Origin of the sequence: Mucilaginibacter sp. PAMB04168 (assembly GCF_039634365.2) — a bacterium.
Classification (GTDB): Bacteria; Bacteroidota; Bacteroidia; order Sphingobacteriales; family Sphingobacteriaceae; genus Mucilaginibacter.
Genome location: NZ_CP155079.2, coordinates 871,936 through 889,549, shown reverse-complemented (window position 1 = coordinate 889,549; position 17,614 = coordinate 871,936). Strand labels below are relative to the sequence as shown.

At 41.9% G+C, this 17,614-nt stretch carries 17 protein-coding genes and 1 tRNA gene; 3 read left to right on the top strand and 15 right to left on the bottom strand.

Translation table 11 applies throughout. The annotated features are described in order from the left end of the window. The first annotated feature begins 531 nt into the window (after positions 1-531). The gene (locus ABDD94_RS03845) at positions 532-1,227 is read left to right on the top strand and encodes a hypothetical protein (RefSeq protein ID WP_345954760.1); all 696 of its coding nucleotides are present in this window, start codon (positions 532-534) and stop codon (positions 1,225-1,227) included. 264 nt (positions 1,228-1,491) lie between these two features. Here ABDD94_RS03845 and ABDD94_RS03840 read toward each other — a convergent pair whose 3' ends face one another. From ABDD94_RS03840 to ABDD94_RS03820, 5 genes are all read right to left on the bottom strand, one after another. Next, positions 1,492-3,339: a DEAD/DEAH box helicase family protein gene (locus ABDD94_RS03840; RefSeq protein ID WP_345954759.1), complete on the bottom strand. Its 1,848-nt coding sequence runs from the start codon at positions 3,337-3,339 to the stop codon at positions 1,492-1,494. A gap of 109 nt (positions 3,340-3,448) precedes the next feature. After that, complete coding sequence (locus tag ABDD94_RS03835) at positions 3,449-3,850, bottom strand: hypothetical protein (RefSeq protein ID WP_345954758.1); 402 nt, start codon at positions 3,848-3,850, stop codon at positions 3,449-3,451. A 237-nt stretch (positions 3,851-4,087) separates the two neighbouring features. Continuing rightward, positions 4,088-5,173, bottom strand: a complete 1,086-nt coding sequence (locus ABDD94_RS03830) for a hypothetical protein (RefSeq protein WP_345954757.1) — start codon at positions 5,171-5,173, stop codon at positions 4,088-4,090. 109 nt (positions 5,174-5,282) lie between these two features. Beyond that, entirely contained in the window at positions 5,283-6,497 is a 1,215-nt protein-coding gene (locus tag ABDD94_RS03825; protein ID WP_345954756.1) for a site-specific integrase, read from the bottom strand. Between the two features lie 138 nt (positions 6,498-6,635). Beyond that, positions 6,636-6,709 (bottom strand) — tRNA-Asn (locus ABDD94_RS03820). Between the two features lie 87 nt (positions 6,710-6,796). On the opposite strand from ABDD94_RS03820, the gene ABDD94_RS03815 reads away from it, so the two are divergent. Further along, positions 6,797-7,717, top strand: a complete 921-nt coding sequence (locus ABDD94_RS03815; protein ID WP_345954755.1) for a PfkB family carbohydrate kinase — start codon at positions 6,797-6,799, stop codon at positions 7,715-7,717. Between the two features lie 130 nt (positions 7,718-7,847). Here the strand turns inward: ABDD94_RS03815 and ABDD94_RS03810 are convergent, their stop codons facing one another. From ABDD94_RS03810 to ABDD94_RS03795, 4 genes are read right to left on the bottom strand one after another with little or no spacing between them, the layout of a single operon-like run. Further along, positions 7,848-8,084, bottom strand: a complete 237-nt coding sequence (locus ABDD94_RS03810) for a cytochrome b5 domain-containing protein (protein WP_345954754.1) — start codon at positions 8,082-8,084, stop codon at positions 7,848-7,850. Then, positions 8,081-8,767: a lycopene cyclase domain-containing protein gene (locus ABDD94_RS03805; RefSeq protein ID WP_345949041.1), complete on the bottom strand. Its 687-nt coding sequence runs from the start codon at positions 8,765-8,767 to the stop codon at positions 8,081-8,083. The genes ABDD94_RS03810 and ABDD94_RS03805 overlap by 4 nt, the downstream gene beginning before the upstream one ends. Then, on the bottom strand, positions 8,764-9,309 hold the full coding sequence (locus ABDD94_RS03800; protein ID WP_345954753.1) for a hypothetical protein: 546 nt from the start codon (positions 9,307-9,309) through the stop codon (positions 8,764-8,766). The genes ABDD94_RS03805 and ABDD94_RS03800 overlap by 4 nt, the downstream gene beginning before the upstream one ends. Continuing rightward, on the bottom strand, positions 9,309-10,142 hold the full coding sequence (locus tag ABDD94_RS03795) for a phytoene/squalene synthase family protein (protein WP_345954752.1): 834 nt from the start codon (positions 10,140-10,142) through the stop codon (positions 9,309-9,311). The genes ABDD94_RS03800 and ABDD94_RS03795 overlap by 1 nt, the downstream gene beginning before the upstream one ends. Positions 10,143-10,240: 98 nt before the next feature. Between ABDD94_RS03795 and crtI the strand changes: the two genes are divergently transcribed. After that, complete coding sequence (gene crtI / locus ABDD94_RS03790; RefSeq protein WP_345954751.1) at positions 10,241-11,719, top strand: phytoene desaturase family protein; 1,479 nt, start codon at positions 10,241-10,243, stop codon at positions 11,717-11,719. Between the two features lie 180 nt (positions 11,720-11,899). On the opposite strand, the gene ABDD94_RS03785 is transcribed toward crtI, so the two are convergent. The 6 genes from ABDD94_RS03785 to ABDD94_RS03760 form a co-directional block, all read right to left on the bottom strand. Beyond that, positions 11,900-12,439: a sigma-70 family RNA polymerase sigma factor gene (locus tag ABDD94_RS03785; RefSeq protein WP_345949045.1), complete on the bottom strand. Its 540-nt coding sequence runs from the start codon at positions 12,437-12,439 to the stop codon at positions 11,900-11,902. 292 nt (positions 12,440-12,731) lie between these two features. After that, positions 12,732-13,751: a UDP-N-acetylmuramate dehydrogenase gene (murB, locus tag ABDD94_RS03780; RefSeq protein ID WP_345949046.1), complete on the bottom strand. Its 1,020-nt coding sequence runs from the start codon at positions 13,749-13,751 to the stop codon at positions 12,732-12,734. Positions 13,752-14,086: 335 nt separating this feature from the next. Further along, a complete protein-coding gene (locus ABDD94_RS03775; protein ID WP_345954750.1) occupies positions 14,087-14,527 on the bottom strand; it encodes a sterol desaturase family protein in 441 nt (146 codons plus the stop codon). Between the two features lie 208 nt (positions 14,528-14,735). Beyond that, complete coding sequence (gene lpdA / locus ABDD94_RS03770; RefSeq protein WP_345954749.1) at positions 14,736-16,139, bottom strand: dihydrolipoyl dehydrogenase; 1,404 nt, start codon at positions 16,137-16,139, stop codon at positions 14,736-14,738. A 142-nt stretch (positions 16,140-16,281) separates the two neighbouring features. After that, on the bottom strand, positions 16,282-16,554 hold the full coding sequence (locus tag ABDD94_RS03765) for a UBP-type zinc finger domain-containing protein (RefSeq protein WP_345949049.1): 273 nt from the start codon (positions 16,552-16,554) through the stop codon (positions 16,282-16,284). 16 nt (positions 16,555-16,570) lie between these two features. Continuing rightward, positions 16,571-17,608 (bottom strand): hypothetical protein, encoded by a 1,038-nt coding sequence (locus tag ABDD94_RS03760; RefSeq protein ID WP_345954748.1) that lies wholly within the window; start codon positions 17,606-17,608, stop codon positions 16,571-16,573. Positions 17,609-17,614: the final 6 nt, after the last annotated feature.

Sequence of the window (17,614 nt, the reverse complement as noted above, 5' to 3'; positions counted from 1 at the left end):
TTAGCGATGCGATATTGTCTTTGAGGTGGTTCAGGTTCTTCGGGAATATTTTTGTCGTGCTTATTAGGGTTGTATTCAAAGTGCATAGTGATGGGTTGCTAAATAGTGATTGGGAGCAGTTAACTTTTAAAGAGTAAGCAAGGTGGGCACTAATCATTGATAGGTTGTGCGGTAAACCAAAGTGTTTCTGTAGGGAACGCTTTTACCGCTTCGACAAACAGGCGCAGTAAGCGCCCAACAGATATTATTTGCTTTTCTTCGAAAGCAAGGGAGGGGCGTTACATCAGACCTGGTGGAACGCTCAAGCCACACACAACTTTCAAATTGTAAAATGCTTTGCAATTGCAAAGAGCTGTATACTGTGACTTCTAAAATGGATGGCCAGAGGGGTGCTAAATAAAGGGAGGGTGTATAGGTGTGAGTGCTTAACACATATAGTTTGTGATGGTTGACTTCTAAAAATATAGCTGAGATGCCAGTACCTATCTGATGCCATTTGATTATGTTTGAGAACCGCATACAATAGAATATATGAAACCAATCCTTACAATAGAAGATGAAGCTGCAATCGACAGGCATGTCCTTGACCATTACATAAGCCACTTTGGAATAGATCATGGTATTGTAACGGATGGCATTGTTAACCTAAGAAACTACAATGATGCTAAGTATAGAATACTTTGGATATTGAAAGAAGTGAATGAGGTAGGTAGGGCTGGTGAGTGGAGTATAACGAAGGAATTGATTAGTAAGGCCAGGGACGGTGACAAGCTTCTAAAGGGTCTTGCCAACACCTTCACTAAGATTATTTACACTACATATGGTATTCTTCATGATCTTCCTTGGGATGGGATGGATGATATTCCAGATAATCCTGAAATGATAGACGTGCTTAACAGCATAGCCTATATTAACATCAAGAAGCGTCCAGGTGGTTCGGTGGCTGTTGGAAGTGAGTTAACGGAAGCTTACGAGAGAGATAAGCGCGTTATCTTACATCAGATAGAAAGCTACGATCCTGATATAATTATCTGTGGTGGCACCATTGGGTACTTAAGAAGTGATCTCGGTTTAGATGAAGGTAGGATGTTCGCAGGTGAGTGTGAGTACTATATTAAGGATGGTAAGTTAATTGTTGGTGCTGGTCACCCTGCAAGTCGTGTTAGAAGCGACTGGTACGTAGATGGCATTGTCAAAGCTGCGCAAGCATTTGCAGATAGAGCATGAACTTGCGAATGTTAACTTTTAAAAGTTGTAGGAGTGTTAAGTGACCATTTATAAGTTAAGCTCCATATTATTTAAACAACAAAAGCTGCACGCGGCAACTTCTGAATGGACACTTGGACTAACAGAGACTAGAAGTTAGTCATTCCAACATTTAGTGTCCATTATAATAATTTAATTGATTGAATTAATTCGATTGGACACTTTGGCTTAGGTGGTCTATAAATAACACTTCCAGCGTTCATGTGTCCAATCTATAATAGCTGCCTAATGATATTGAATGATTCTATACCCACGAAGCTCTTTGCCGTTTTCATCTTTACCAATTAGCACTCGGTTATCACTGCTGGACAATGTTGCAAGCTTCCTCATAAGGTTAAGATTAGCTTTCAGTCCTTCCAAACCAAGAGCATTGATACTGTTAGTTAATTCTCTGATAATAGTAGCTGCCATGTACGCTTTCCCTGCTATAAGTTGCCTGCTAACATGTTGCTTTAAAAGGTTTAATTGCTGCTTTACAACTTCCAAATCAATTTCCTGTTGGATCTTATTAACGTCGAACCGAAGTATTCTCGACTCAGCAATGCCATACTTATGTATTGGTGCCATGATGTCTCCATAATCTAAACTTAATGATGCGACAGTAATCGCAATTTGCATATCATCATATTTAGCTGGGCTAGTCACTTCCATTAACTTTTCCTGAACGAATACCTTGTCGCTTTGTAAACCTGTACCTGGCTTGTATTTCTGCCTGTCTTCATCTGTATAACGATAAATGAAGTCCTTGCTACGCTCGTCAAGATTAAAGTATTCGCTGATCTTGTAAGCCTCTTTAAGCTCGGCTGCTGATAGATAATAGCCTTTAACTTTATCTTCGTGGATTAGGTTGTCTATCATATAGAAGTTTCGGCTGCCACTCTTATGCAGGTACTTTTGATACCCTACTTTTTCTAAGGCCTCTTCCCACATCTTCTTGCTGCCAGCTGTTGTAGCATTGTTAAAAAGTTTGCTTAGATGTTTATATGCCTTGTGCATTTCGTCAAGTTCCTGCCAAATAGCTTCGGCACCAGCTGTTTTTAATTTAGGCTTAAGGTTTGCAATGTGTACAATCTCTTTGTTTATTGTTATATCCTTTTCCTTCCGGAACCTGCCAGCTATCTGTATAGCATCACTATGTGGGTCAAGCATAGTTTGTGGTGCGGTGTAAAGATTGGTAAGCATTATAATAGTGGGGTCGCATTGATAGAGCTTATACTCAATATCAACGGCTGCATAGAATCTACTGGTAAGGAAGTTGAATTTTTTAAATGATTGGAGCTTCATGTGAACATCTTTGTAGCCGTTGCGCCTTAGTGTTCTTCTACTCTTCTTTGCACAATATATAGCACTATCCTCTGAAATGTCAAGTTTGGTAATAACATCCGCAATAAGTGTTGCACTGTTGCAGAATATAAAATAACGTTCCCTATCATTCTCTCTTATAAACTGCTTTAAGGTATGAACCACATTGTTACTGGTGATAAGCCTGATAGTTTCTTTAAACTCAAAGGTAGGCCTGATCTTAACATAAGTAAAGCCATAAGCTCTGAAACGAGGGTCGGAAGGGATGATCGGTGTAGCGGATATAAAAGCTTTGTTTGTAAAGAGGAAGAAGTCAATCATTGGCAGAATGATGTCGGGGCGATAGTTAACATCTTTAACAACGTGGTCGCATTCATCAAACAACAGAAAGTACTTGCTATAGATAGCCCTGCCAACGAATGCTTTCAAGCGTTTAAACGATTCAGGCGTGACCAGAATCTTGTGGTATTCCACGTTTGAGGCTAAGTAGTCTAATATTTCTATATCCGTTGTATCTGTATGTATGCCAAGTACCAGCACTTTGCCATCTTTGTTATATTTCTCGCACTTGCCTTGTATAACAGGAACATTGGGCAGTAACAAAATACTATGTCGTTTGGTATGCTCAATCTCTAATGTTGTAGCACCACATCCCGGTAACACTTTATGATTGATGGTATTTCTTTGAATGCCTTTAGACTTAAAAGGTTCTATATCGTTCAGGAACTGGTCGACTGCAAGTTCTACTATTTCTTCATGTAACAATTTCATTTTGGGGTATAGTTGTCCTTTTCAGTACACTTGGGTGCACTGTCAGATAGATTTTAGAATTTAATTAAAGAACCCGGCAACTGAATTGCTGCCGGGTACCACTTGATTGTTAAACTTGTTCAGCTTCCTCGATTAGGTCATCGTAGGTAAAGCCAATAGTAAACTTACGATCGTACAGATCATTAATAAACTGGTAAAGGTTACCAATGTTAAGTACTTTGCCACCATCAACGTTGCCATTACGGTTGAACACTGGCCATACGTACTTGTTACCGCCCTTGTCTGGGGCTTTTGGCTTTTGGCAACCAGTCATACGAAACTGCTTGCCTAATTCAATTACATTGGCGAAGTGGTCTACGTCCTCTTCACGGGCATGGTCATTAAAACTGAACAACTGTTGAGGTGTTAAGTAGGCTATCGCACCTTCTTTACCTAAGAATTGTTTTGCGGTCAACACTCTTTGTGCACCGTCATTCGAGAGCTGTGCTCTTCGTTGCTGCCATTTATTCATGGTCTTATGGGTTTCGCTCCGTCTATTTTAGAAGTCGTTCAGGAGCCAAGTTTAAAGCTTCGACATCATCAGCTCTTCTGTTAAATGATAGTTGTTTGCTGATGACGTTACAAAAGAGTTTAGGGAGAAAAGTGAGGGAAAGGAGAACGCCTGTGTTTAGGCACAACATGTCATTAACTAACTGTAAGTCAATGAGAATGATTTAAAATACTTATTTGTGAAGATTTTCTTTGAAAACTAAATTTCCCCGACATCCTTCATCATCAACCTTACTGTCTCGGTTGTTATGCCGTTATCCATGTAGAATCGCGTAAGGTGACTGTAATCTTGAGGTATAGCGATTGGTTTTCTCAATCGAAATGACTTAAACAATGCGAAGTATTCAAACAGAAATGAGGCGATGTCTGCTTTGGTCTTGTAGATCTTATGGTCTTTAAGGTAGTCTCCGACCATGATACCAACCCTTGCAAGGGAGGTGGTGTTGCTTAATGCTCGCTTCTTGTACTGCCTGTATACCTTCTTCATTGCTGTTGCATCAAAGTCGCTTTTAACAAACTCTTGGTAGAATACTGTATTATGCTGCTTGTGCTCCTCTAACATTGTGGTGAGGGTATGGGTAATAAGTTGTTCCCGGAACCAACTTGGCAGCTCAATACTATCAAGCCCTTCTCCTGAAACGCTTCTTAACAACCGTTCACCGTTCGTCCTAGTATTAAAAGTTAGATCGTCAGGCACGTAAAGTTCCTTACCCATTACATCAACTCTTAGGTACTTAACAATGTCCTCCCTGTTCTTTTCATCAGGCACAAACTCTATCAGTTCTTCATACTCCATTGTGTCCAGCAACTCAGCCTTTGCAAAGAAGTACTCCTGTGTATATTGGTCATAGACCTTCTTATATTCTGGCTTACTCTCCATCAACTCGAAGTGCGACCAGCAGTTAACAGAGAAGTCTAATACAAACCTTGCATAGTCGAGTAATCGGTTGAAGCGGTTGTTCTCTATACTCTGCTGTTCATAGTCCTCGTTAAGAAATAAGATGAGATACAGCAATGGGTGAAGATGCTTCCTATCAATGTTGCGCTTATCAATAATAGCATGAAAGGCATTTAGAAAGGACTCAACTTCTTTTACAGTTTTGAACTGCGTTCCGTACCTTCCTCCAAACTGGTGCTCAACGACATCAGGAGCATCTTTCCATAGGCTACCCTTGAATTCACCATTGGCATTGATAAAAGGGTCAATTAACCTATGCTCATGTATTCTTGCTATTACCGATTTAGGCAATTGTAAAGTGAAGGTGTAGTATTGCGCATCTGTCATAATAATCGTGATGCCCAAAGTTGTAAAAAGAGTTTGGTAGTCTGATGTGTTTTAGCAAAATTGTCAAGATGATAGCGAAGCTGCTCACTCCGCTACCATTTAAGTTGACCTACTCAATCAGTTTCACTATCCTCTCATTTACTTCATCAACTACGGACTGATCAAAGGTATCAAGGTAGATATTTGTAATCTTGTTGCCGTACTCGTGCCCTAAGGCTTCAGCAATCAATTCATTTGAGTAACCTAATCGTTTAGCTGTGGTGGCCCAAGTGTGGCGCGACACATAAGTTGTTAAGTTCTCGATCTGAACTTGTTTACCAGTACGAGACAACCATTTGTTGGTAGTTTTAATGAACTGCTGAATTACTTTCTTGCTGTCTGTAGAGTCCTCTTCAATCCTTGCAGACAGTACCGGTAGTAGGTACTTCCCTGTTTGTCGATAGAGGCATAACAGTTGCTGTGCCATCGTAGTAAGTTTAATGCTATACTCTTTCTTTGTCTTCCTTCGTCGGTAGACTACTCTGCCCTTAACTATATTTTCAGGTTTGAGATAGACAAGGTCTGTGAATGATATACCAATCAGATTAAAACTCAAAAAGAAGTAGTTACGTGCATGCCACTCTTTGCTATTGGGCCGAAGTTCTAATTTACTCAACTTGGCCAGATCATCAATTGTTATGGCCCGCTTAGCTGTTCTTGCTGTCTTAATGGATATCTCTGTGAACGGATAAAATGACCTATCAACCAATTTAGCTTTAATGGCTTTGTTGTAGATAGCTCTGATTGACCTAAAGTAGTTGCCAATCGAATTAGGTTTTAAACCTTTAACCGTTAGGTGTCTGCTGAAGTTATCCAGCAATGTGAAGTTGATCTCCGTGAACTTCAATTTAGAGTGACCGCAGAACTGCTCTAAACGGTTCACTGCTGTTTGATATACAACAGCATTGCCAGTACGCTTGACTTCCTTAAACTCTTGAATGATCTGTTTAGCATACTCATTAAAAGTTAAAGAGCGTTGAATGACTTTCGGTTTGTCAATAAGTCCTTCTTTTAAGTTTTCGAACGAGAACTCATTGTTGTCTTCGAGTTGCAAAGCTACCTTCTGGACTTTCAGATGGAGTTCGGTCAGTTTCTTGTTCAGCAATTGAAAATTAGGATTGGTGCGTTTGACCTGTCCTAAAATTTTATCCCAGTCATTGGCACTCACTCGAATGCCTGTTGAGATTGTAGTATTATTGCGATTGTGTGTTACCCTGATTACAACAGGATAGAGATTGTCTTCTTTTAGTCGTTTGTCATTTAAAACGAATTTCAGATAAACCATAATGTTGGTGTTATGGCCTACGGTTGTACTAACAGTGTACTAACAACGTACTGTCAAATAGGTATTGACTTGCACCTATTGGAACTGGACTTAAAAACAAAAAGCCCTTCAGCTTACACTGAAAGGCTTTTCTCCTTGCTCCTGAGGCTGGGCTCGAACCAGCGACCCTCTGATTAACAGTCAGATGCTCTAACCGGCTGAGCTACTCAGGAGTATTTTCCGGTTTGGAGTGGTGCAAAAGTATAAAGTCTGCGCTAATTTCACAATATTTGTAGCAAAATTTTTTAAAATATTTTCACATGAGTTTATTAGTGATTGGTACTGTGGCATTTGACGCTATTGAAACCCCGTTTGGTAAGACCGATAAAATTGTTGGCGGTGCTGCTACTTATGCCAGTTTAGCCGCATCATACTTTTATAACAACGTAAAAATCGTTGCCGTTGTGGGCGATGATTTTCCTAAAAGTGAGATTGAGGACTTTGAGAACCACCATATCAACACTGAAGGCTTGCAGGTAAAAGAAGGTGAGAAATCATTTTTTTGGAGCGGCCGTTACCATAACGATATGAACAGCCGCGATACGCTGGCTACAGAATTAAACGTACTGGCCGATTTTGACCCCATCATCCCAGAATCATACCAGGACTGCGAATACTTGATGCTGGGCAACCTGACACCCCAGGTACAGCAAACGGTTATTAAGCGCCTTAAAAACCGCCCTAAGCTCATTGTAATGGATACCATGAACTTCTGGATGGACATTGCAATGGATGACCTGGTGGAAACTATTAAATTGGTAGATGTGCTTACTATTAACGATGCTGAGGCCCGCCAGCTGAGCGGCGAATATTCGCTGGTGAAAGCTGCCCGTAAAATTTTACAAATGGGCCCGCAATACCTTATCATTAAAAAGGGTGAGCATGGTGCATTATTATTTAATGAAGATAAGGTTTTCTCGGCTCCTGCCCTGCCATTAGCAGAGGTGTTCGACCCAACCGGCGCGGGTGATACGTTTGCAGGCGGCTTTATTGGTTACCTGGCCAAAGTGGGTACGGTAAACTTTAACAACATGAAAAACGCCATCATTTTTGGCTCGGCGCTGGCCTCGTTCTGCGTTGAGAAATTTGGTACTGAGAAAGTCAAGAACTTAACCCAGGAAGAAGTAGCGGCCCGCGTGCAGCAATTCATTAGCCTGGCTCAATTTGAAATAGAGTTATAAAGCAAATTCACCCTTTGTCATTTCGAGCGATAGTGAGAAAGCTTACTAAGAGAAAACTTTTCAAGCAAATAGACCTCTCTCACTATCGCTTGGAATGACATTTGGTTCTAATAACGTAAATCTTTTCCCTCTACTTCAACACACCTACTGCTGTAAAGCGCTCAAACACCTCATGGGTGTGCGGGGCTTCGGCCAACTCTTCAGTTAAATCCTGCCCGGCCCAATGCTCGTAGTGCTTGCCGTTTAACCAAAGGCGGCTTTCGGTTACATCATAAATAATATTAAAATAAGCCACCCATATCTCGGGCTTATCCTGCCCGTTCCGCAGGGCTAATTGCGAGCGTGTGTATTGAGGTAAGCCGTTCATGCCTGTATCGCTTTTTGCTTGTTCCTAAAATATTCAAAGAAACCAATGTTCATTACCAGTAAGGCCATAGAGTAAAAGTGATCTTCAACCGGTATAGTACCTACTCGCTTGGCAATGTTCTCAGCATTGTTATATATAACGATAGGCACAGCCGTTAATACACCGTTTACAATGTAAAAAGGCAAAAGCGACACCACATAGGCCATGTAAAAACGATTTAACCATTGTGCCTTAAAGCCATACTGCAGCACTAGCGTTAGTACCAGCAACAGGCCAAAGGTAACCAGCGTATATAACCTGTTATAGTAAGTAACCAGCATAAGCAGGCTTAAAATAATGATGAGGTTGGATATCCATTCACTCACCCTTTGCGGCACCGACCAGGTAACGTAATAATTTAAACAGGCATATATAAAAATACACGAAAAAGGCACCGTTAAAAAGAACAATATCTCTTCTAAAGGCAGCTCAAAAAAGCGAATGCCGGTGATATATTCTGGGTTAAAAGACCAAACACCTTTAATGGTAAACAGCACATCCCAAAACAAAAACATCAGGCCGGTGATAGCCATGCCGGGCCATATAAATTTCCAGCTTTTATGGAAAGCCACCCGCTTATCAAACGATAGCAGTATAGGGAAGATGATGGTTAAAAAATTTATGAGGAGATAGGCGTATTTCACTTTAAAGCAGCTAACTGTTTATGCAGTATTTGATTCTGTTCGGCCGTACACCGTTTTGAATCAAGCAGGAACTTGATGATCGTGACGACCACTTCATGGTCTGCTGTGGCGTAGTACTTACGCTCCAGCTGTTTAATCATTTCGTTTCTATCATCAGTAAGGTGCTTGCCATAACCCAAAAAACCAGGCACATTGTGTTCAATCGAAAAACGCATAAAGCGAATCTCCATATTATCGGGCTCGCGGCTTACAGCCTGCTGCAAAGTCTTTTCGGAGTCATTAAGGTGTTTTACCTTAAAATAGGGATTCCAGGCATGCTTGGCTTTCAGCGCCTGCACCACACCAAAATAACAGGTAAGTATGGGCGATTTATTAGTAGTTGCTGCCAGGCTGTTGTACAGCGAGTCGGTAAGGCTGCGTCTATCAAGCGCTACCAGTAATTGTTTGCGCAGCACTTTGGGTTCAGGTATGTCGGCTAGGGCTATCTGGATAATACCGCTTATGCAAATAAGCAGCGCAACAATAAAATACCTTACCTTCATTAAATTACTTTTAGCTTTTGATGCAAAACAGCCTTAAAATATAAAGCCACTTTGTGCGTATCAGATACCCGAATACGCTTTTGCATAATAACACTCGCCGGCGTGCGGCTTATTTTCTTAAACAGCTGCCGGTAGTAAATATAAGCAATATATACACCTAAACGCGTACCGTTGGGCAATAGTTTAATGCCTTGGAATGCATCATCAAAATCTTTGCGAATATCTACTTCAATATCAAGCTTATCCTGCTCGCTAAAACGGTTAAAATCAATAAACGGGAAATAAGTCCGGCCTCGTTCTTCATAATCAGCCCGTACATCCCGCAAAAAATTAATTTTTTGGAAAGCAGCGCCCAGGCTCCTGGCCATAGGCACCAACTTTTGATAAGTATCTTCGCTGCACTCGCAAAAAACGCGCAGACACATCAAGCCGACTACCTCGGCCGAACCGTAAATGTATTTATTGTAGCTATCGTGATCATAAGTGGTTTTATCAAGGTCCATTTCCATGGAGTCTAAGAAGGCCTCTATAAGCTGACCCTCTATATTGTATTGATTAACCACTTGCTGAAAAGACTGCAATACCGGGTTCAAACTTATCTTTTGGCTGATGGCCGTAAATGTTTCGGCCCTGAAACTGGCTATAAGTTTGGCCTTATCATAATCGTGAAATGTGTCTACAATCTCATCGGCATACCGCACAAAACCGTAGATAGCATATATGGGATAGCGAAAACGCTTATCAAAGGCCATTATACCCTTGCTAAAGGATGTACTGTACTTGGTGGTAATTATTTTACTGCATTCAAAGCAGGTTTCATCAAATAAATTCATCACTTAGTGCAAGTTTATACCAAATGTACACAAATTGGGCCAAACTTGTTTCGTACCGGTATCAAACAAATTGCTTTATTTGTACTTGTAAACACGGCATGAACAAACAACAGGTTATTGTTATAGGTGCAGGCTTTGCCGGCCTGGCAGCAGCTACCGTACTGGCGAAAGAAGGCTACGCGGTTACCATACTCGAAAAAAACGACCAACCTGGGGGCCGTGCCCGCATTTGGCAGCAAGACGGCTTTACTTTTGACATGGGTCCAAGCTGGTATTGGATGCCAGATGTTTTTGAAAACTACTTTGCCCTGTTCCATAAACATCCGTCAGACTTTTACGAACTTACCAGGCTCGACCCCGGCTATCGTGTTTATTATGGCAAAGATGACGTGCTGGATGTACCGGCAAGTATGGATGCTTTGAAGAATGTATTTGAGCAAATAGAGTCTGGCAGTAGCAAATGCCTGCAAGAGTTTTTGGACCAGGCCGAATACAAGTACAGGGTTGGTATGGGCGAATATGTGTTCAAACCTTCGCATTCGGTAACTGAATACTTTGATTTTAACCTGGTTAAAAAGAGCCTGAGCATACAGTTGCTTACCAGCATGAGCAAGCATGTGCGTAAGTACTTTAAAAACCCTAAACTGGTTAAGCTGCTCGAATTTCCCGTACTGTTTTTAGGTGCTACGCCGCAAAATACCCCAGCTATGTACAGCATGATGAATTATGCCGACCTAGCTTTGGGTACCTGGTACCCGCAGGGCGGTATGCACGAGATAGTGAAAGCCATGGTAAAAATGGCCGAGAGCTATGGTGTGGTTATTAAGTTAAATACAGAAGTTACCAAAATTGATATTACCGATGGCAGTGTTACCAGTTTGCAAACTACGCAAGGTATGCTTACCGCAAACTTTGTAATAGCCGGTGCCGATTATGAGCATGTTGACCAGCACTTGATAGATAATGCCCATCAAAATTATACCGGCAAATACTGGGACAGCCGTACCATGTCGCCCTCAAGTTTGCTTTACTATGTAGGTGTTAACAAACGGGTAGATAATATACAGCACCATAACCTGTTTTTTGACGAGGACTTTGAGCTGCATGCAAAAGAAATATACAGTGAACCGCAATGGCCAAGCAAACCTTTATTTTATGTATCGTGCACATCTAAAACCGACAGCACCGTAGCACCTGAAGGTTGTGAGAACCTGTTTTTTTTAATGCCTTTGGCGCCTGGCCTGCATGATGATGAAACCTTGCGCGAAAAATACTTCAGCCTGATGCTGGATAGGTTCGAAGCTATAACCGGCCAAAGTATTCGTAACAATATCGTAGTAAAGCGCAGCTACGCTATGAATGATTTTAAGGCCGATTATCATTCTTTTAAAGGTAATGCCTACGGTTTGGCTAACACGCTTTTGCAAACCGCATTCCTAAAACCAGCTATGCGTGCTAAAAAGATTAAAAATATGCTGTATACAGGCCAACTGACAGTACCCGGTCCGGGTGTGCCGCCGGCATTGATTTCGGGTCAGGTAGCGGCTAAAGAGGCCATAAAGATGCTTAAAGGTTGAAGCGTGTTATTTACACAGTCAGATTTCCACCCTGCTATTTCGAGTCTTAACCGGTAAGCCTATCGGTTCGGAAGAATGCTCATTTTTTTGAGAGAACACTTATTGTAAATCAAAGCAAAAAAGGCCCGCTTGATTAAAGCGAGCCTTCGTTATCAGTTATATTGAGTTTAAATATACAGATTATTCTTCTTCAGCGTAGATTGGTTTTTTAACACCGTTATCATAAGCTTTCAGATTTTTCTTTAAAAGTTTACGTGCTACGTGGATGCGGGTTTTAACCGTACCTATTGGGATAGTTAAGTGGTCGGCAATTTCATGATATTTATGACCTTCGAAGTACATGGTAAAAGGCACATAATAATCTTCTGGTAACCGGTCTAAAGCACGGCGTATATCATCCATCACGAATTTAGATTCGCCCTGGTTTTTAGTTGAACTGAATACTAAGTTAGCCGATGAGATTTCTTCTGACTTGGTTACAAAAGTGCTCATCTTTACAAAGCGGCGGTAGTTATTGATAAAAGTGTTTTTCATGATGGTATACAACCATCCTTTTAAGTTGGTGCCTTCTTTAAACTTATTGTAATAAGTTATAGCCTTCAACATTGTATCCTGAACAAGGTCGTTAGCATCGTCTGCGTCATGAGTGAAGTGCAGTGCGTATGAACGTAGTGAACTGGCTTGGCGCAGAACCATGGTGTTAAACTCAATCTTTGTCATTCTGTTATCTGTTAAAGTTTTGTACAGATACATTGGCAAACATGATACCGTTTTGGCCCGGTGCCAAATAACAAATTAGTTTACTAAGCTCATAAACCGCCGTATTTAAAAGAAAATGCGCTTTTTAAAAACAAAAACAAGAACATTAAATTTCTGTAACACAATTATTTAACATCAATTAAACAATTAGACTAAAATTTAATTATTAGTTACAAATCATTGTCTTCTTGTTTGAATACAATACTGTACGAATTGTTTAGATTTTCGGAATAATGGTACAGAAGTGTAAGGTTTACTGAATAATGTTCACTTCGCGCTCCAGCATTACACCAAACCTGGTATACACACTGTCTATGATTTGCGACGACAGATCATACACTTCTTTACCTGTAGCACCACCGTGGTTAACTAATACCAGGGCCTGATTCTTCCAGGTTCCGGTATGGCCAATGGCTTTGCCTTTCCAGCCACACTGCTCAATGAGCCAGCCGGCTGCCAGTTTCACAAAGCCTTCTCCTGCGGGGTAGTAGGAAACAGCCGGATGTTGTTCGTATAATTTTTGGAATTGTGCTGCCGGAATAACCGGATTTTTAAAGAAGCTTCCGGAATTGCCAATAGTAGACGGGTCGGGCAGTTTAGAAACCCGTATGGCCGATACCACCTGCGATACGTCTTTAATAGTTGGTTGTGTGATTCCACGGTTAGCCAGCTCCTGCTCAATGGCTCCATAGCTTATATTTAATTGAGGCGTGAGCGACAGCTTGAACTTTACCGAAGTGATGATATACTGCCCCCTGAGGGCCGATTTAAATACACTCTCGCGGTAACCAAATTGGCAGTCTTCTTTACCGAATGTCTTAAACTGCCCGGTCACAATCTCAAAGGCCCTACAGCTTTCAAATACATCCTTTAACTCCACCCCGTATGCACCAATATTTTGAATAGGCGATGCACCTACCGAGCCTGGTATCAAACTCAGGTTTTCCATGCCGGCAAAGCCACGCTCTACACAATACATTACCAGGTCGTTCCACACCTCGCCGGCACCAGTTTCTACAAAAACGGTATCACCTTCGGTTTGCTGGGTAATGCCTTGTATGTTCAGGCGAATAACAAGTCCGCTAAAATCGTTTACGAGCAACATATTGCTGCCGCCGCCCATCACAAGGCGTTCAACTGTAAGCCAACGGTTATCGCTAAATAATTCAACCAGATCCTGCTCGTGGTTAATTTCCACAAAATACCGGGCCAGGGCCTCAATACCAAAAGTGTTAAATTTTTTAAGCGAAACGTTTTCCTGAATGTGCAGCATAGTTTTGATATCGGATGTCGGAGGGCGAATTTCGGAATTTTATCTTGATTAGACCTCCATCATTGCATGATAAACAACCTCATAATCATATAGGTGATTTATTTAAATTTGTTAAATCAAGTACTAAATACCTTCTTTAATGCTATCTCTAAAACGAATCAATATTGTAGGTGAATGTATATTCATCCATTCAGCCAGTACATTAGAAAGAAAAGTGAGCGATCAGAAGGCATTATGAAGTTTCAGCCAACCGTTCCCAAAATCAAGGTCTATGAAGATGACCAACTTATAAGGCAATATACTATAGAGCCATTAAATAGAAACCCATCAACAACCTACCTTCTGAAATATTTCTTACTTGCCACCAGTAAACCAAATTCTTCTGATGGGTTTTTCTCTGTCGATTTATGATGAATCTTATGAGCACGGCGGATGCTCAGCAAATATTTATTAGTTGTTCTAAATGACTTAAAGCGATTATGTATAAACCAGTCGTGAAAGATAAAATAGATCATGCCGTACACACTTATGCCTATACCTATCCAAAAGCGGTAGTCGAACGTCCGGTGTCCTTCCCACATCAGCCATAAAGATAAGGCTGCAAAGCCCATACTAAAAACATCGTTTAGCTCAAACCAGCCGTGGCGTTCCTGGTGGTGGGTTTTATGTATAAACCAAAGCGGCCCATGAAACAGGTATTTATGTATAAACCAGGATAAGGCTTCCATAGCGGCTATGGTTAAGAGGACGATGATTATGGAAAGAATGGTGGTCATGTATATCTGTCTTAATAGAACGGAGTATTTTTGAGCTAAAAAAAGCTGTCATTGCTGATGGGTTTGCTCACGATGGTAACAATCTCCAAACACCAGCCTCTATCTTAATTCAACAAACATCCATCAACAAAAAAGGTTGCAGTACAAACCTGCAACCTCTATATTATTAAAATTGGGTTCTAATAACTTAATCCCCAATAACTATTCACTAAATATGTATAGCCCGGTTTTCGGTAGCGGCTAAGCAGGCTTCGCGGATGGCTTCGGTGTAGGTTGGGTGCGCATGGCTCATGCGGGTTACATCCTCGGCACTGGCACGGAACTCCATGGCTACTACGCCTTCGGCTATCATATCGGCCGCACGCGGACCAATCATGTGCATGCCCAATATCTCGTCGGTAGCGGCATCGGCCAGTACTTTAACAAAACCATCAATATCCATACTGGCACGTGCCCGGCCGCTGGCTTTGAATGGGAATGAGCCTGATTTATATTTAACACCTTTTTCTTTCAGTTGCTCCTCGGTTTGGCCTACGCTTGCCACCTCGGGCCAAGTATAAACCACACCTGGTATCAGGTTGTAGTTGATGTGCGGTTTTTGGCCGGCAATAATTTCGGCTACAAATGTACCTTCATCCTCAGCCTTGTGGGCCAGCATAGCACCGCGTATCACGTCGCCAATGGCATAAACGCCTTTTACAGAGGTTTCCAGATGCTCGTCAACCGCAATTTTACGACCGCGCTCTTCTACAGTTATACCAATATTTTCCAGGCCCAAGCTGTCGGTATAAGCCACACGGCCAACGGCAACCAGGCAGTAATCGCCTTTCAGCTCTTTCTTTTCGCCTTTAGGGGTATCAAAAGTTACGGTAACTTCTTCACCCTCTACCGATGCACCGGTAACTTTGTGACCCAGGTAAAACTCCATACCCAGCTTTTGCAGGCTTTTTTGCAGTTCTTTACCCAGTTGCTTATCCATAGTTGGAATGATAGCATCCATGTATTCAACCACAGATACCTTGGCGCCTAAACGGGCATATACCGAGCCTAATTCCAAACCAATAACACCGCCGCCAATCAGCACCAGGTGCTTAGGTACTTCGGGCAGGTTTAAAGCCTCGGTTGAGGTGATGATGCGTTTTTTATCGATAGGCAAAAACGGCAGGCTCGATGGTTTTGAGCCGGTGGCTATAATTACACTTTTACCGGTAATGATTTCTTCACTGCCGTCATCTTTCTTAATAACAATGGTATTTTTGTCTTTAAAAGAACCCATACCCTGGTAAGAGGTAATTTTATTCTTTTTGAACAGGAAGGAGATACCGCCGGTAGTTTGTGCAACTACTTCATTTTTGCGGTTTACCATCTGGGCAAAATCAACGCTTAAGTTATCCAGGTTAATACCGTGGGTTTTAAAAGTGTGCGCCGCATTGTGGTAGTGCTCGCTCGAGTCGAGCAGGGCTTTTGACGGGATACAGCCTACGTTTAGGCAAGTACCGCCAAAAGTGCTGTACTTTTCAATACAGGCCGTTTTTAAACCCAGTTGGGCAGCACGTATGGCAGCCACATAACCACCCGGGCCCGAACCTATAACGATAACATCATATTGCATAACAGTAATGTATTTTGTTGTTGTTCAAAGGTAATATTACCCGCTATATTACGGGTAATATTTTGGTAAAGATTAGCAGGAAGCGTTGTTTTAACATTTATTTCTGCCGCTTATTTTTCTATAGATCAGCAGTGCCTGCAGGCTAATACTCCACAAAGTCTTCATCTACATAACACCACAGCCACCATTCATGCTGCTCTGCCGATGATACCACCGGGTGCTGTGTTTGGTGAAAATGCTGCGTCATGTGCTTATTGGGCGATGAATCACAGCAAAGGGTTACGCCGCAGGTTTGGCAGGTACGCAAGTGCAGCCAGGTATCGCCTTGTTTAACGCATTCTTCACAAACGTGCTTAGCTGCCACTTTAACCTCTTTTATTGCGGCCAGGTGTTCACAAACTTTGGGAGTTTCCATAGGTATATCTACTTAGTTAGTTGTCATCCTTAAATCTGACCAGGTTTTTCCGCCCCAGGTCATATACAATTCTAAAGGCTTCCTGATTATCATTCAAATGCGCCGGCGATTGGTGTAAACTCAGGATGAACTGACCTTTTACATGCTTAAATAAAAACGGCGTATAGATAATATCCAGGCGGTTGTATATTTTCTTTTCATAAAAGGCATCGCCGTAGGTTACGTGATGACCATCACCTTTATAAAATTCATCAAACAAGGCAAAACGCCCAAAGCTGGCATAGGCACTGGCCACCAAGCCCAAAGGCTTTCTCCAGCCACCACCCTCGCCGGTACGCACCCGCTCCAGCGACATCATGCCGCCCACTTCAACAGAAAGCGAATCGAACATTGTGTGTTTGCCAAAGTTGTAGCCCAATCTTACCTGCGCCGCACCGTTATCGCGTATATGATCGTTTGGCACGGTAACAACCGCTCCGGCATCATGTAATAACATAAAGTAGTAAGAGGCATACAGCGGCCCTAACTGGTTAGGCAAATACTTACCCGATGCACCAAACAGAAACTGCTCCCTATCGGTATTGGTTTGGCGGCTTACCCAATCAAGCCATAAAGTAATATTGCCATGCGCACCCTGGTAGCGGGTTAACAACCCTTCTACATTAGGACGATAATACATCAGGGTATCATTAAGTATAGCGCGTGGATAGTTAGTAAGCAACCCCGCCCGCGGAAACATACCGGCATTGAACAACCATTTGCTGCTTTCAAATTTGTAATAGGCCACCGGATCCACTTTTAAAAAGTAAGGCTTGGCGCCAAACTCATGTATACCGTTTATACCCACTATAAAATGGTTAAGGCTATCCATGTTAAGGCCCAGATCCAGCGCTAAACGGGTGCCCGAGTAAGTGCGCGAGCGCTCGGTGTAGGCCTGGTATTCGCGGTTATCTAAAAAGCCGAGGCCGTTGAAATGAATATCTAAACTTTGCTGCGCCTGCGCAAGGCGGGCAAGCAGTAAGCAAAAGATAACGAAGTAAAACTTTTTATTCATTTAAGT

Coding starts and splice junctions, on each gene's coding strand:
- ABDD94_RS03845 (WP_345954760.1), top strand. CDS start 532: ATGAAACCAATCCTTACAATAGAAGATGAAGCTGCAATCGACAGGCAT.
- ABDD94_RS03840 (WP_345954759.1), bottom strand. CDS start 3,339: ATGAAATTGTTACATGAAGAAATAGTAGAACTTGCAGTCGACCAGTTC.
- ABDD94_RS03835 (WP_345954758.1), bottom strand. CDS start 3,850: ATGAATAAATGGCAGCAACGAAGAGCACAGCTCTCGAATGACGGTGCA.
- ABDD94_RS03830 (WP_345954757.1), bottom strand. CDS start 5,173: ATGACAGATGCGCAATACTACACCTTCACTTTACAATTGCCTAAATCG.
- ABDD94_RS03825 (WP_345954756.1), bottom strand. CDS start 6,497: ATGGTTTATCTGAAATTCGTTTTAAATGACAAACGACTAAAAGAAGAC.
- ABDD94_RS03815 (WP_345954755.1), top strand. CDS start 6,797: ATGAGTTTATTAGTGATTGGTACTGTGGCATTTGACGCTATTGAAACC.
- ABDD94_RS03810 (WP_345954754.1), bottom strand. CDS start 8,084: ATGAACGGCTTACCTCAATACACACGCTCGCAATTAGCCCTGCGGAAC.
- ABDD94_RS03800 (WP_345954753.1), bottom strand. CDS start 9,309: ATGAAGGTAAGGTATTTTATTGTTGCGCTGCTTATTTGCATAAGCGGT.
- ABDD94_RS03795 (WP_345954752.1), bottom strand. CDS start 10,142: ATGAATTTATTTGATGAAACCTGCTTTGAATGCAGTAAAATAATTACC.
- crtI (WP_345954751.1), top strand. CDS start 10,241: ATGAACAAACAACAGGTTATTGTTATAGGTGCAGGCTTTGCCGGCCTG.
- ABDD94_RS03785 (WP_345949045.1), bottom strand. CDS start 12,439: ATGACAAAGATTGAGTTTAACACCATGGTTCTGCGCCAAGCCAGTTCA.
- murB (WP_345949046.1), bottom strand. CDS start 13,751: ATGCTGCACATTCAGGAAAACGTTTCGCTTAAAAAATTTAACACTTTT.
- ABDD94_RS03775 (WP_345954750.1), bottom strand. CDS start 14,527: ATGACCACCATTCTTTCCATAATCATCGTCCTCTTAACCATAGCCGCT.
- lpdA (WP_345954749.1), bottom strand. CDS start 16,139: ATGCAATATGATGTTATCGTTATAGGTTCGGGCCCGGGTGGTTATGTG.
- ABDD94_RS03765 (WP_345949049.1), bottom strand. CDS start 16,554: ATGGAAACTCCCAAAGTTTGTGAACACCTGGCCGCAATAAAAGAGGTT.
- ABDD94_RS03760 (WP_345954748.1), bottom strand. CDS start 17,608: ATGAATAAAAAGTTTTACTTCGTTATCTTTTGCTTACTGCTTGCCCGC.